Origin of the sequence: Pedobacter foliorum, assembly GCF_013266735.1 — a bacterium.
Lineage (GTDB): Bacteria > Bacteroidota > Bacteroidia > Sphingobacteriales > Sphingobacteriaceae > Pedobacter > Pedobacter foliorum.
Map to the genome: position 1 here is coordinate 37,905 of NZ_JABSNU010000015.1, position 14,939 is coordinate 52,843.

The 14,939-nt window shown below is 38.1% G+C and carries 14 protein-coding genes; 10 read left to right on the forward strand and 4 right to left on the reverse strand.

Annotated elements, in window-relative coordinates:
- Window positions 1-6 precede the first annotated feature (6 nt).
- A complete protein-coding gene (locus HQN83_RS21650; protein WP_173093277.1) occupies window positions 7-3,180 on the forward strand; it encodes an efflux RND transporter permease subunit in 3,174 nt (1,057 codons plus the stop codon).
- Between the two features lie 126 nt (window positions 3,181-3,306).
- Window positions 3,307-4,629, forward strand: a complete 1,323-nt coding sequence (locus HQN83_RS21655; protein ID WP_173093279.1) for a sulfatase-like hydrolase/transferase — start codon at window positions 3,307-3,309, stop codon at window positions 4,627-4,629.
- Window positions 4,630-4,787: 158 nt separating this feature from the next.
- On the opposite strand, the gene HQN83_RS21660 is transcribed toward HQN83_RS21655, so the two are convergent.
- Both HQN83_RS21660 and HQN83_RS21665 read right to left on the reverse strand, forming a co-directional pair.
- The gene (locus HQN83_RS21660) at window positions 4,788-5,627 is read right to left on the reverse strand and encodes an aminotransferase class IV (protein WP_173093281.1); all 840 of its coding nucleotides are present in this window, start codon (window positions 5,625-5,627) and stop codon (window positions 4,788-4,790) included.
- Window positions 5,628-6,659 carry an RluA family pseudouridine synthase gene (locus tag HQN83_RS21665; protein ID WP_173093283.1) on the reverse strand — a complete coding sequence of 344 codons (1,032 nt, stop codon included), beginning with the start codon at window positions 6,657-6,659 and terminating at the stop codon, window positions 5,628-5,630.
- Window positions 6,660-6,960: 301 nt separating this feature from the next.
- Between HQN83_RS21665 and HQN83_RS21670 the strand changes: the two genes are divergently transcribed.
- Window positions 6,961-7,836: a 1-aminocyclopropane-1-carboxylate deaminase/D-cysteine desulfhydrase gene (locus HQN83_RS21670; protein ID WP_173093285.1), complete on the forward strand. Its 876-nt coding sequence runs from the start codon at window positions 6,961-6,963 to the stop codon at window positions 7,834-7,836.
- A gap of 5 nt (window positions 7,837-7,841) precedes the next feature.
- Here the strand turns inward: HQN83_RS21670 and HQN83_RS21675 are convergent, their stop codons facing one another.
- Window positions 7,842-8,642 (reverse strand): SGNH/GDSL hydrolase family protein, encoded by an 801-nt coding sequence (locus HQN83_RS21675; RefSeq protein WP_173093287.1) that lies wholly within the window; start codon window positions 8,640-8,642, stop codon window positions 7,842-7,844.
- A 146-nt stretch (window positions 8,643-8,788) separates the two neighbouring features.
- Here HQN83_RS21675 and HQN83_RS21680 point away from each other — a divergent pair, with 146 nt between their 5' ends.
- The 7 genes from HQN83_RS21680 (at window position 8,789) to HQN83_RS21710 (ending at window position 13,508) form a co-directional block, all read left to right on the forward strand.
- Window positions 8,789-9,112, forward strand: a complete 324-nt coding sequence (locus HQN83_RS21680; protein WP_173093289.1) for an ArsR/SmtB family transcription factor — start codon at window positions 8,789-8,791, stop codon at window positions 9,110-9,112.
- Window positions 9,113-9,118: 6 nt separating this feature from the next.
- A complete protein-coding gene (locus tag HQN83_RS21685; RefSeq protein ID WP_173093291.1) occupies window positions 9,119-9,586 on the forward strand; it encodes an SRPBCC family protein in 468 nt (155 codons plus the stop codon).
- Between the two features lie 6 nt (window positions 9,587-9,592).
- On the forward strand, window positions 9,593-9,976 hold the full coding sequence (locus HQN83_RS21690) for a DoxX family protein (RefSeq protein WP_173093293.1): 384 nt from the start codon (window positions 9,593-9,595) through the stop codon (window positions 9,974-9,976).
- Between the two features lie 12 nt (window positions 9,977-9,988).
- A complete protein-coding gene (locus HQN83_RS21695; RefSeq protein ID WP_173093295.1) occupies window positions 9,989-10,555 on the forward strand; it encodes a DUF4256 domain-containing protein in 567 nt (188 codons plus the stop codon).
- Between the two features lie 26 nt (window positions 10,556-10,581).
- Window positions 10,582-11,166, forward strand: a complete 585-nt coding sequence (locus HQN83_RS21700) for a YdeI/OmpD-associated family protein (protein WP_173093297.1) — start codon at window positions 10,582-10,584, stop codon at window positions 11,164-11,166.
- Between the two features lie 606 nt (window positions 11,167-11,772).
- A complete protein-coding gene (gene lat, locus HQN83_RS21705) occupies window positions 11,773-13,104 on the forward strand; it encodes an L-lysine 6-transaminase (protein ID WP_173093299.1) in 1,332 nt (443 codons plus the stop codon).
- Window positions 13,104-13,508: a hypothetical protein gene (locus HQN83_RS21710; protein WP_173093301.1), complete on the forward strand. Its 405-nt coding sequence runs from the start codon at window positions 13,104-13,106 to the stop codon at window positions 13,506-13,508. Before lat ends, HQN83_RS21710 begins: the two co-directional genes overlap by 1 nt.
- Here the strand turns inward: HQN83_RS21710 and HQN83_RS21715 are convergent, their stop codons facing one another.
- The gene (locus HQN83_RS21715; RefSeq protein ID WP_173093303.1) at window positions 13,509-14,870 is read right to left on the reverse strand and encodes an acyl-CoA dehydrogenase family protein; all 1,362 of its coding nucleotides are present in this window, start codon (window positions 14,868-14,870) and stop codon (window positions 13,509-13,511) included.
- Window positions 14,871-14,939 lie beyond the last annotated feature (69 nt).

The following is a 14,939-nucleotide window of genomic DNA, read 5'->3' on the forward strand; positions in this document are numbered from 1 at the left end:
AGAGATATGATATCAGAAGTATTCATAAGGCGCCCCATCACGTCTATCGTGATTTCCCTTTTAATTGTTCTGATTGGTACCATTGTGATTACCACATTACCGATCAGTCAATACCCAAATATAGCCCCTCCAACAGTTACCGTAAGTGGGGCTTATACAGGTGCTGATGCACAAACTGTAGAGCAAACTGTAACTACACCAATAGAAAGCCAAATCAATGGTACACCGGGCATGAAATACCTGTCATCAAACAGTACTTCGGATGGTCGTTCATCGATAACCGTTACTTTTGATGTAGGTACAAACATTGATATTGCTGCCCTCGATGTTCAAAACAGGGTAGGTATTGCAGAGCCATCTTTACCCGAAGCTGTAACACGTTTGGGTGTAACCACTAAAAAAGCCAACAACGATATTTTGATGGTGCTTGGACTTTACTCACCAAATGGCACATACGATCAGAAATTCCTTTCGAACTATGTAAACTTATATGTAAAAGATGCTTTACTAAGGATTAAAGGGGTTGGAGATGTGCAAACATTTGGTCAGCCATTTAGTATGCGTATCTGGTTAGATGCAAGTAAACTGGCAAGGCTAAACTTAACTCCGGCAGATGTTTCGGCGGCAATTGCAGAACAGAACTCAAGAATACCGGGTGGTACAGTAGGTGGCCCTCCGCAAAATAGCAATCAAACTTTCGAATTCTCGGTTATCCTTGATGGCGACCTGAATACTGAAGAGCAGTTCAGAAACATTGTAGTAAAAACCGGAGCCGATGGTTCTGCAGTTTACTTAAAAGACGTAGCCCGGGTAGAACTTGGAGAGTTTGCTTATTCAACCAATTCAAAGATAAACGGTAAAGTTTCATCTATGATGGCCATCAACCAAACTCCTGGTGGTAATGCTGTACAAACAGCCGCTGGAATAGATAAAGCTATGGCAGAGTTAAAAAAATCCTTCCCTAAAGACTTGGATTATGTAGTAGCTTACGAAACAGTATCGGTTGTAAAGGTTTCCATCAACGCCGTTGTTCACACACTTATTGAGGCGCTTATACTGGTAACCTTGGTGGTATTTTTCTTCCTGCAAAGCTGGAGAGCTACCCTAATCCCAGTCCTTGCAATTCCGGTTTCTATCATAGGTACATTCATCTTCTTTACCCTGTTTGGTTTCTCTATCAACGTACTTACCATGTTTGGTTTTGTACTGGCCATTGGTATTGTGGTGGATGATGCGATTGTGGTAGTAGAGGCTGTGCAGCATTACATGGATCACGATGGGCTTTCGGCACCTGATGCAACACGCAGAGCAATGAAAGACATTACTGCTCCCGTTATTGCCATCGCCCTAATACTTGCAGCTGTGTTTATTCCGGTAGGTTTTATCCCCGGTATGGTTGGGCTCTTGTATCAACAATTTGCCATTACTATTGCCGTTTCAGTATTAATCTCGGCGTTTATTGCCTTATCGCTAACACCGGCTTTATGTTCATTGTTGCTTACTCCAATGAACCTAAACAAAGATTCAAAAGGATTAAACAGATTCTTCTATAAATTTAACACCTGGTTTGCCAAAGTAACCAGCACATACTCAAACGGGGTAAAATGGTGTTTAAAAAAATCACCTTTAATGGTGATTATTCTAATCTGTCTTTATCTAGGAACCGTTGGCTTATTTGCTAAGAAACCATCAGGTTTTATACCTAATGAAGATGCCGGAGTATTCTTGATGGGGGTTACTTTACCCGAAGGAGCTTCTGCTGTGCGTACTGATGCATTAGTGAAAAAAATCACAGAAACTATTCTGAAAAAATATCCAGAAGTAAAAAATGTGACTTCAATTGGTGGTATTAACATCCTGAACAGATCATTCAAATCTAACGCTGCAACATTCTTTGTGCAGTTAAAAGATTGGGGCGAAAGACCAGGTGATGTTTCTACAACGATTGCCAATATATCTCAAGAATTTAGAGGCGATAAAGAAGGAAGCGTTATTGTAGTTGCTCCACCTCCCATCCCGGGATTGGGCATTAGCGGTGGTTTCTCCCTACAGATTCAGGAAAAACAAACCGGCGACATAAAAGTATTTGAGGCAAACGTAGGGAAGTTCCTTATGGCAGCTAACCAACGACCTGAAATTGCAATGGCTTATACCCTATTTAACGCCAGAACTCCAAACTATCAAGTCCATGTTGATCGTGATCAGGCTAAAAAAATGGGAGTTTCAATAGGCAATGTTTACAGCACCATTTCTGCATATCTTGGAAGTAGTTATGTAAACGACTTTACCAAATACGGAAGAAACTTCCGTGTAGTAACGCAGGCCGACACCAATTTTAGAAAAGGTATTGAGAGTCTGAACAATCTATACGTTAAAAACTCATCAGGCGCGTCAGTGCCCTTAAGTTCAATAGTTAGTTATGATGTAGTAGAAAAAGCATCTATCATTAATCACTATAACCTATTCCGATCTATCGAGGTAACAGGCGCCGCAAAACCGGGCTATAGTTCTGGCGATGCCCTTAAAGCGATGGAAGAAGTGGCAGCACAAACCTTACCGGCAAATTATTCTTATAATTTCTCCGGCTTAAGTTTGGAAGAAAAAGAAGCAGGTAACAGTACCACATTAATCTTTGCATTAATTATCATCTTTGTGTTCCTATTATTGGCATCATTATATGAAAGTTGGTCTGTTCCATTCTCAATCCTTTTGGCAGTGCCACTTGGTTTGTTTGGAGCGATTCTGGCACTTACATTCTTGCCAAAACTTGATAATAACATTTACGCTCAGGTAGGTTTAATTACACTGATTGGTCTTTCTGCAAAAAACGCGATTCTGATTGTCGAGTTTGCAAAAGAACGTGTGGATTGGGGCATGGAGCTGATTGCAGCAACTATTGAGGCGGTAAAACTTCGTTTACGTCCGATTATCATGACATCGCTGGCCTTCATACTTGGTGTTATACCATTAATTATTTCTCATGGTGCCGGTGCTGTTTCGAGGAAAACAATCGGCTGGACAGTTGCGGCAGGTATGCTTTCGGCAACAATCCTGGCCATTTTTATTGTTCCGGTGCTATTTGTATTGATTACCAAATTAGCTTATGGTAAAAAGAAACTTGCCGAATTGGAGGCTTCTTACAAACCAGAAGAGCATAAAGATACTTTACATGCTGATTAAGCGGTAAAGACTAAGGTTTAAACGCAGAAAGAGCTGACCCAACGGTCGGCTTTTTCTGTATTTAAGCAATTTATTTTATTACATTACCTACCTGTTTTATCAGTAGCCTAGTGGTGTAGTTTTATTATGCGAAAATCAACTCTTTTAAAAACCCTATTTAGCATTGCAAGCCTCACGTTTGCATCATTGCAATATGCATCTGCCCAGCAAAAGCCCAACATCATATTTGTATTAACAGACGATATGGGCTATGCCGATTTAGGCTGTTATGGCAATCCGGTTATTGAAACTCCTTTTTTGGATCAGATGGCTGCCAAAGGGGTTAAAGCAACTAATTTTGCATTGGCTTCTCCAACTTGTTCTCCATCACGCGCAGCATTCTTAACAGGTCGCTACCCTACCCGTTATAACATTCCCGCACCTTTGTCGCCGGGCGATAAGCAGGGCTTGCCTGCATCTGAACTTACACTGGCAGAAATATTAAAAACAGGTGGCTACAAAACAAACATGATTGGCAAATGGCACCTGGGCGATCAAAAAGCCAACTTGCCAATGGAACAGGGGTTTGACAACTATTACGGGTTATTATACAGTCACGATTACCGCAGCCCTTACGTAAAAACTGATACAACTATTAAATTATATCGGAACTATAAACCCGAAATTTACCAACCAGCCGATAGCTCTCTGACCTTATTATACAACAATGAAGCAGTAAAGTATATCAAAAAACAAAAAAAGGGAGCTCCTTTCTTTTTATACCTCGCTTACAACATGCCTCATTTGCCAGTGTACTTTGCTGCCCACAAAAAGAACAGCGATTTAAAACATGGCGGTGAACTTGGTTATGTTATTAATGAGATGGACAGAGGTTTAAATCAAATTTGGAAAACTTTAGAGCAACAAGGTCTAGCGGAAAACACCATCTTCATTTTTACCAGCGATAACGGCCCATGGACTAATTATCCGGAAAGGATGGCTGGCGATGGCAAAACCCGACAGAATCATGCCGGATTTGCCGGAGTATTTCGTGGTAGTAAAGCAACTACTTACGAAGGTGGCACAAGGGTTCCGTTTATTTTATATTGGAAAGGGCATACACAAGCACAGGTTCAGAAACAAGTTTTTACCAGTGTTGATTTACTACCTACCCTGGCCGAATGGAGTGGCACTAAACTGCCTGCCAGCCTTAAACTTGATGGAGAATCTGTAGCGACTTTATTCACCAAAAAAGATGCTGTGTTTCAGCATCAACCGATTTACTATGTGCATTATGGCGTTCCGGAAGTAGCCCGTGTTGGAGATTGGAAGCTTAGAAGAACCAAAGAAAGCGGTATAGAACTATTCAATCTGGCAGAAGATCCTGCCGAAAGGGTAAATCTAAATGATGATTATCCTGAAGAAGCTAAAAAACTATTGAAAATACTAGACAACTATCCTAACAAGTAAAAGGTTGTCCAAAAAGGCACGATCGTCATTCTGAATTTATTTCAGAACCTCACAAATGCTATTCAAAACCTGCTTAAACGAGATTCTGAAATAAATTCAGAATGACGATGAGCAAAATCAAATAGTTATTAAACCTTTTTGGATACCCTCAATAGTTTTTAAAGCGAATTTAGCTTCTCGCTAAGTAGTCGGGTTACTTCGTTGAAATAACGTTTACGGCCATAGCCCATTACCCAGCGGATGCCTCCTACTGCATTGGTAATAAAAACTTCTTCTGCTTCTTTTAATACTTCAGGGTTTATTTGCGCCTGTATTAACGGGATATCATTGGCTTTAGCAATATTCATTACCACATTTCTCATTACTCCTGCAATGCAGCCTTCTGATAATGCCGGGGTATAAATTTGTTTATTATAGACAACAAAAACATTTGAGCTGATACTTTCGCACAAAAAACCATTTTGGTTTAAAATAAAAGCTTCGTCCAGATTGTACTGTTTTTTATATAGTCCTGCCATTACATAAAGTAATGAATTACAGGTTTTAAAATTCGAAAGCTTATCAACAGACTTTGTCAATTCATCAAAAACATCAACAATTAGTCCCTTTTTATTCAGTTCATAAGTGCTTTCAGTTAATGGCGATGCTTCTAATACATATCCGGATTTGTTACTGTTTGGGGTGTACAACCCATCGCCTGCGCGATAAACCGACAACCTGAACCTAACGTTATCTTTAAGCTTATTCTTTTTACAAAGTTCAGCCGTTTTTTGTTTCAGAAAATATTCGTCAAGCAAATTGCCTCCCTCAATTTTAAGAGCTTTCATTCCGGCGCTTAACCTATCTGCATGCAATTCGGCAAATTTAAGTTTGCCGCTGTTCATTCGCATAGATTCAAACAGGCCGTCTCCATATCTAAAACCGCGATTATCGGCACTTAAAATTGGATGATTTTTTAATATAAATTCGTCGTTATGTAAAATGTATTCTTGCTGCATTTATTGAGGCTGTACGATATAGTTTCTCCATTTATTTAGGGCTGTATCGAAATCGGTTGGCAAAGGTGCTTCAAATTCCATATACTTTTTAGTAGTTGGATGAATAAAACCTAAAGTTTGTGCGTGTAATGCCTGACGAGGTAAAATATTGAAACAGTTTTGTACAAACTGCTTGTATTTATTAAAAGTAGTTCCTTTCAATATTTTATCGCCACCATAGTTTGCATCATTAAATAATGCATGCCCTATATGTTGCATATGTGCCCTGATTTGATGTGTTCTTCCGGTTTCAAGCTGACAACTGATTAGTGTTACATATCCTAAACGCTCTAAAACGCTATAATGTGTTACAGACCACTTGCCTTTTTCTTCATCGTCGTAAACATCCATCACAATCCTGTTTTTAGCACTGCGACCAATATAGCCCGTAACTGTGCCATCCTGCTCTATATCGCCCCAGGCCAAAGCCACATATTTACGGGTAATGCTGTGATCAAAAAATTGTTTGGCAAGCTTGGTCATCGTTATCTCGTTCTTGCTAATCAGTAGCAAACCGGATGTATCTTTATCAATACGGTGTACCAAACCCGGTCTACCTTCATTACCCGGCAATTGTGGCAATTGCTCAAAATGGAAAGCAAGGGCGTTTACCAGCGTACCTGTATAATTGTTATATCCGGGATGTACTACCATACCTGCCGGCTTGTTTACCACTAAAAGATCGTTGTCCTCATAAACAATATCTAAAGGAATATCTTCAGGATAAACTTCAGTATCTCTAGGTGGATGAGGAAACACAACCGATATTTCATCGGCAGGCTTTACCTTATAACTTGGTTTTATTGTTTTTTGATTAACTAAAACGTTTCCGGCGTCTATTGCATTTTGGATGCGATTTCGGGAGGCGTTTTCTACCCTGTGCATTAAAAACTTATCAATGCGCAATAAAGACTGTCCTTTATCAACAACAATGTTTAAATGTTCGTACAGATCCTGCTCTTCTAATTCTTGCCCGCTATTGTTGTTTTCCATTAAAATTGTGTTTTATTTATGTTAATTAATCATTAAAAGCACATTCAGCATCCTGTTATTATTACGTTTCAGGGTTCCGGCGATTTCGTTCTGCAAAACTAATCTTTAGCTTCAATATATTTAGAAAAGAAATTGGCCTATTATTTGTTCACTGCTTGATCCGTACCAAATTAATGATGCTTATGAAAAACTTTACTCAAAATTTAAAAGTAATTCTTAACTTTTTTCCTTATTTAATTAAAAAGATCTATTTCAAGCATTAATTAGCAATGCTTAAATAAAGGGTATTTATATTTGTACAATGTTTACAGATATTTATAGTCCTATACATCAATTAAAACACGCTACCAGAAACCATGTATTGGTAAAAAGAGATGATTTAATTGACCCATATATTTCTGGAAATAAGTGGCGTAAACTCAAATACATACTAAAGGACGTTCAGAAAAAAGATAAAAATCACATTGTTACTTTTGGTGGCGCATTTTCTAATCACCTGGTAGCAACTGCATCTGCTTGTGCCAGAGCAAGCCTAAAAAGTACCGCATTTGTGCGAGGCGAAGAAGTGAGCAACGAAATGCTGTTACTTTGCAAACTGTTTGGGATGAATTTAATTTTTACCAGCAGAGAAAACTACAAAAACAAAACACTTCTATTTGAAAACCATTTCGGATCTGATCCGCAAGCTTATTTTGTTGATGAGGGTGGCGCGGGTGCCGAAGCCGTAAGAGGTTGTGCAGAAATCATTGCCGAACTACCTCAGGACATAGATCATTTGTTTTGCGCAGCCGGAACCGGAACAACCGCAGCCGGATTATTGAAAGGGATCCATCAGCGTAAGCTAAAAACTCAACTCCACGTTGTACCTGTTTTAAAAGGTGGCGATTTCATTGCTGATGAAATTTATAAGCATACCGGAAATGTTGATCAACTGGTAATGCATACGGATTATCATTTTGGTGGATATGCCAAAACCCCTCCTACTTTAATTGAATACATCAAAAAATTTGTAGCTGCCGAGGGTATGCTAATCGATCCGGTATATACTTCGAAAATGTTCTTTGCAATTGATGACTTGAACGTGAACAACTACTTTAATAAAGAAGACAAAATAATTGCCCTGCATACCGGCGGTTTACTGGGAATCTGGGGGATGAAAGACAAGTTTGTTTACTAATGTGATTAATGACCTTTAGGATAGAATTTTAAAAATTTAAGTCGTTCGCTAACTTTAGTTATCCAAAGTCTGGCCATTAGTTCATGCCCAAATACTGTTGGATGGATACCATCCCAAATCCAATAATCAGCAGGCATCTTTTTAATAGCTTGATCAAAGACCGGTTTATAGTCTACAACAATAGCATCAAATTCTTTTGCAAGTTTTGAAATGATAGCTCCTCTTTTAGCAACATCCGAATTATAAAACTCCCATTTGTTTATAATATTACCTACAGGGTATACAAACGGAATCCCCAAAACTAGAATCATTTTCGGATTAATTGCCCTTGATTTTTTGAGTAGTTCCCTATAAGTTTCTTCGAACTGTTGTAGATTACTGTTTTTATCAGGGCTGTTCAGTGCTCCACTGGCATCGTTAATTCCTACAAGAATGCTCAATACATCAGGTTTAAGTGCCAATGTATCTTCCTGCCACCTACCCGCAAGATCGGAAACCTTGTTTCCGCTTATCCCCCTGTTATAAAAGGTAAATCCCTGATCAGGGAAATCAGCTCCGATTCTGCTAGAAATTGAAAATGCATATCCATGCCCCATTATATGATTAGGATCCATACTGCGGCCTCTGTTTCCATCAGTAATTGAATCTCCCTGAAACAAAAATACCAGATTCTTTTCTGTAGCAAGAGGTGCCTGTTGCATTGTAGTATCGGCAGAAAACAAAGCTTCTGGCACACATACCGCTGCTCCTCCTAAAACAAAACCATTCTTAATAAAATTTCTTCTTGAAGTATTCTCTTTTTTCATGTACTGATTCTTGCTTATTCTGATGTATTGACCAAGATACAATTCTTCATATTAATTAAAGCTTCGCTTTTTTATTTTAAAAAAAGTGCAGAAACATTTGCGTAGCTAAATAACTACACTTAAATTAGTAGTCAAATAGCTACACAATGAATTTAAGACGAGATGTATTCCAAGCCATAGCAGACCCGACAAGAAGGGCTATACTGCTATTGGTTGCTTCGCAAGCAATGACTGCAGGAGCCATAGCTGCAAATTTTGATACAGCAAGACCGACAGTTTCAAAGCATTTGCAAATACTAACCGAATGCGAATTGCTTAAACAAGATCAAAATGGGAGAGAAATTTTCTATCACCTAAACCCTAAAAAGATGAAAGAAATAGCAGATTACATTGAACCGTTCCGCGAAATGTGGGATGACCGATTTAATAAATTAGAAGACATCATGAAAAACTATAAACCGAATAAATAGAATGTAATGGAACGGAAAACAAAAATCCATGCCGAAGATGGCAAACAAGAAATAACAATAACAAGAGCATTTGATTTGCCTTTGGAATTGCTTTTTAAAGCTTACGAAGAAGCTGAAATAGTAGAGCAATGGATGGGAACAAAAGTGCTTAAACTTGAAAACAAGAGGCATGGCGGCTATCAATTTGAGACCAGTGATTCTAAAGGAAATGTGGTGCTTAAGGCCAATGGGGTAATCCACGAGTTTATTCCGAATCAGAAAATCACCAGAACATTTGAAATGGAGAATACTCCATTTGCGGTACAGCTTGAGTTCTTACAATTCGAAAAGCTTACTGAGGATACTAGTCAGCTCATTATGCATGTGGTGTACAAATCAGTTGAGCTTAGAGACCAAATACTTAAACTACCCTTTGCACAGGGCATCAATATGGCACATAACCGATTACAAGACATTGTTAACAAATTAAAATAACTCATTATGAAAAAAAGAGATAAAATTATCTATTGGATTGCTACCATCTGGCTTGCATTAGGAATGCTATCAACCGGAATTGTGCAATTATTGAAAATGAAAGAAGAAACAGATATGATGACCAATTTGGGTTATCCTTCGTATCTCCTAACCTTATTGGGCATTTGGAAAATATTGGGAGTTATAGCAGTGCTTATTCCTAAATTCCCTCTACTAAAAGAATGGGCTTATGCAGGATTTTTCTTTGCCATGTCTGGAGCAGTATTTTCTCACGTAGCCATTGGAGATGGCGCAAAAGAATTTTTTGGCCCGGTATTATTACTAGTCCTGACTTTTGTATCTTGGTATTTTAGACCTGCAGATAGAAAAGTCGCTTTAGCTAACCTTTAAAATAAAGACAACATGAGTAAAAATAAAAAAGAGTTGTCAGCAGAACAACGCGAAGAACTACTTAAAACCTTACAAAACCGTTTTGAGAAAAACATGATTCGTCATAAGGGTCTTGAATGGGCTAAAGTACTAACAAAACTGGAAGCCAATCCTGAAAAACTTTGGTCGCTTGATGATATGGAAATAACCGGAGGCGAGCCTGATGTTGTTGGCTATGATAGCCAAACAAACGAGTATATTTTTTATGATTGCTCAGCAGAAAGCCCCAAAGGCCGCAGAAGTCTATGTTACGACCGTCAGGCTCTGGATTCAAGAAAAGAACATAAACCAGAAAGTAGTGCTCTTGATGTGGCTGCTGCCATGGGCATTGAAATTTTAACTGAGGAACAATATCGCGAGTTACAGCAATTTGGAAAATTTGATACAAAGACATCAAGTTGGGTAAAAACACCCGGTGACATTAGAAAACTCGGTGGCGCCATCTTTTGCGATTATCGCTATGGTACTGTATTTAAGTATCACAACGGTGCAGAATCTTACTATGCCGCAAGAGCGTTCCGTGGATCATTAAGGGTTTAAATTTGTACAAATAACTAAAGCATAAAATGAATCCTAAGGTTGACTTTTATTTTAGCAAAGCCAAAAAGTGGCAAGAAGAAATAGAACGTTTGAGATTGATCGTTCTTGACTGCGGACTTACAGAAGAGCTGAAGTGGGGCTCTCCTTGTTATATGTTTGAAAAAAGTAACATCGTTTTAATACATGTGTTTAATGAATACTGTGCACTTTTGTTTTTTAAAGGCGCCTTGTTAAGCAATGCTGATGGTATTTTAATCCAACAATCAGAGAATGTGCAATCAGCGCGCCAGATTCGTTTTACTAATATTCGAGAAATAATTGAACTTCAAGCTATTTTGAAAGCCCATATTTATGAAGCTATAGAAGTGGAAAAAGCGGGTTTGAAAGTAGATTTCAAAAAGCCTGCTGAATTTGCAGTTGCTCAAGAATTTCAATATAAACTAGATCAAATTCCTGCCTTGAAAGTTGCATTTGAGTCATTAACCCCAGGACGGCAAAGAGCATATCTTCTTCATTTTTCTGCACCTAAGCAAGTTAAAACTCGTGAGTCGAGAGTTGAAAAATGTATACCTCAAATTCTAGACGGCAAGGGATTAAATGATATAGTTTAGAATGTAAAATTTATAATATAGTTGCATTTTTACAATCCAAGAGTTCTATAAAAAACGTATATTGTTTATAAGAAAAAGGGGCTCTCGTATTTGGTAGCGTTCTTAACTCCAATCACTGTTTTTTTTACGACCTCTAGTTCTCAAATTTAAAAAGTAGCTTATGTTTGTAAATAACTTTCGATTGGTTTACGGCGAATGTAGATCAAAACAACCACCTCACCTTGAAGAGTATAAGGTAATAAATGGCTACCAGGTATATTGTTCAAAATTTAGCTCCCTGATCTTTGTTATTCACGATCACATAAATAATCTTTATTGTGTTTTAGAACATAATGGAAATTCAGCCAATTTAGATGAAGATATTAAGGCAAATCTTAGTGTAATATTTCCGATCCAAAAGAATTAAAAATTACAATTAGCTCCTAAATTCTTTCCCTTTCTATTTTTTTCAATTCTCCTTTTACACTTAGCGATTTTGGTAATTGGTTCAAAAACTAAGTTTAAACTGTTTAAACCTAGTTTTTGCCTTATTGGGTTCAAATAGTGCCTGCATTTGTTAATTTGGGGGTTTTTATTACATTTGATATATACCAAAACATAGAAATTATGTATCAACTAACTGTAGCTCCAGAGCAAGTAAATGAAACTTTAGGTAAACATATTTTAGCCGATGGGTTCGACCTAACGTATGATATGGAAAAAAGCGAGGGTGTTTATATTTACGACTCAAAATACAAACGTTCTTTACTTGATTTTTTCACCTGCTTTGCTTCTGTTCCTTTAGGATACAATCATCCAAAAATGATAAACGATGAGGCTTTCAAGAAAAATCTGTTGCTGGCTGCATTAGCTAACCCATCAAATTCTGATGTTTATACCCAGCAGTATGCTCAATTTGTTGACACTTTCTCTAAAATTGGTATCCCTTCTTATTTACCTCATGCTTTTTTTATAGCAGGTGGTGGACTGGCGGTTGAAAACGCCATAAAAGTGGCTATGGATTGGAAAGTCCAAAAGAATTTTGCCAAAGGTTACAAAGAAGAAAGAGGTTTTAAAGTGCTTCACTTCGAAAAAGCTTTCCATGGCAGAACAGGCTACACACTAAGTTTAACTAATACGCTTCCAGATAAAACCAAGTGGTTTGCTAAATTCGACTGGCCAAGGGTTTCAGTTCCGGTAGTAAAATTCCCATTAGATGGCGAAAACCTAAAAGTGGCTATTGATACTGAAGAAACATCCATTGCTCAGATAAAACAAGCTTTTGCTGACCATAAAGATGATATCTGCGCAATCATAGTTGAACCAATTCAATCGGAAGGTGGCGACAATCATTTACGTGAAGAATTCTTAATACAATTAAAAGCTCTGGCAGATGAAAATGATGCTTTTCTGATTTACGATGAAGTACAAACAGGAGTTGGTTTGACCGGCAAATTCTGGTGCCACCAAAATTACAGTGAAAAAGCCCGTCCAGATATTATTGCATTTGGCAAAAAGATGCAGGTATGTGGAATTTTAGTAGGCAATAAGGTAGATCAGATAGATAGTAATGTATTTAAAGTTCCTTCAAGAATTAACTCAACATGGGGCGGTAATTTAGTAGATATGGTACGTTCATCTCAAATCCTTCAAATCGTTGCCGAAGACAATCTGTGTGATAACGCTGCAGTTGTTGGCCAATATTTAAAGGAAAGCCTCCATTCACTTGCCGGAAAGCATGATAAAGTCAGCAATGTACGTGGCAAAGGTTTACTTTGTGCTTTCGATTTCCCAAACAAAAGTATGCGTGATGAATTTATCAAAAAAGGCATGGAGCACAATGTAATGTTTTTAGGTTGCGGAAATCAAACCATAAGATTCAGACCAGCACTATGCATGGAGAAAAAACACATTGATGAGGGCTTAAGCATTATGGAAACCATTTTACCTGCTTTATAATGCAAAGAAAATATTTTAAGATCCTATTCGGTGTACTTGTCCTGGTTTTAGTTGGGTCGATGTTAAAAGACACGTTTACACAGCCAGGGCTTGATGGTATAGATGGTGAGTTTCAAGAAATCGGTTATTATAGAAACGACAACAATACAGGCCCCATACAATATGTGTTTTCTGTTACCGTAAAAGACACCTTATGGAACGACATGACTACATACGGCAACTTTAAGCCCCATCATAAAGGAGGAAATACCAAAGTATATTACTTTTTGGAAGGAACACCCATTCCGGAAAAATTGTATGCCGGTAAAGTAAATTTTGACAGCAGTTTTAATAAATACTGCATTGCGCTTTACGAAAAGACCGCAATGGGCTATCCAAGTTTACAAAAGGCTCCATTTAAATAATTACACAAAGGCAGAAAAACCTGTTATAGCACGCCCAACAATGAGGGTATTAATCTCTTTAGTACCTTCGTAAGAGTAAATGGCTTCGGCATCGGCCACAAAGCGAGCTACATCGTACTCCAGTAAGATGCCATTTCCACCCATAACCTCGCGAGCTCTACTTACAACATCACGTGTTCGCATTGAACAGAAAACTTTTGCTAATGAGGCATGCTCATCAGTAAGCAAGTTCTGATCTTGTAACTGAGACAATCGGAAACAAAGCGTTTGCATTGCTGTAAGATTAGAAAGCATTTCTACCAAATGGTTTTGTATAAGTTGATAGGATGCAATAGGCTTTCCAAATTGTTTTCGGGTTCTGGTATAACTAAGCGCACTTTCGTATGCACCTCTGGCACAACCTACAGCTTGCCATGCTACTCCTGCCCTGGTCATCTTCAGTACCTTTGCGGTGTCTTTAAATGAATTGGCATTTTGTAAACGATCTTCTTCATCAACTTCGCAGTTAGTAAGCGTTATCAACCCGTTTTGCACAATCCTTAGCGCCATTTTATCCTGCATCTTCTCAACGGAAAATCCCTTTGTACCTTTTCTAACCAGAAAACCTTTTACTTCATTATCATCTAAATCTCTGGCCCAAATTATAGTAACATCTGAAAAAGTTGAATTCCCAATCCATTTCTTTTGTCCGTTTAAGATCCATTTACTTCCTTGTCGCTTAGCCGTAGTGGTAAGTCCGCCTGCTACACCCGAGCCTACTTCTGGTTCAGTTAACCCAAATGCTCCAATTAATTTCAGTTGTTGCATATCTGGCAGCCATTCCTGTTTTTGAGCCTCAGAACCTAACAGATATATTGACCCCATAGCTAAACCACTCTGCACTCCAAAAAATGTAGAAATAGAAGTGTCTATCCTGGCCATTTCCATGGCAAGCATACCTTCCATAAGGTTAGATTTATTGGGGCATCCGTATCCCTCATAGGTTAAACCACAGATATTTAATTCGGCAATTTTAGGAATTAGTTCAAAAGGAAATTCGGCTCTAAGCCAGTATTTGTTTACGATAGGCTTTACTTCCCGTTCCAGAAACGCCCTAACTTTTAACTGAAGCGCCCTGTCCTCATCTTTTAAAGCTTCATCACCTAAGTGATAAAAATCGCCTTCAATAGGGGGCAATTCTCTTTTTTCATGAGGTGTTCCAATCATCTTCATGAGACCCTGTAATTGAGTATCATCAAGATTAGATACAGAATCCATAATCTTAGGTAAATCTACCTTCTTAGAAAGCTCTTCAAGTTTCTTAAAATCGACACTTTTAAAAAGCGTGTACGCGTTCTTTAGGGAAGAAAATATATTGGCCATATTAAACTGTTTACAGATAAAACAGAAATTAACTCCTTTTGTTGGAGTATGGCCAATATTATATACTAA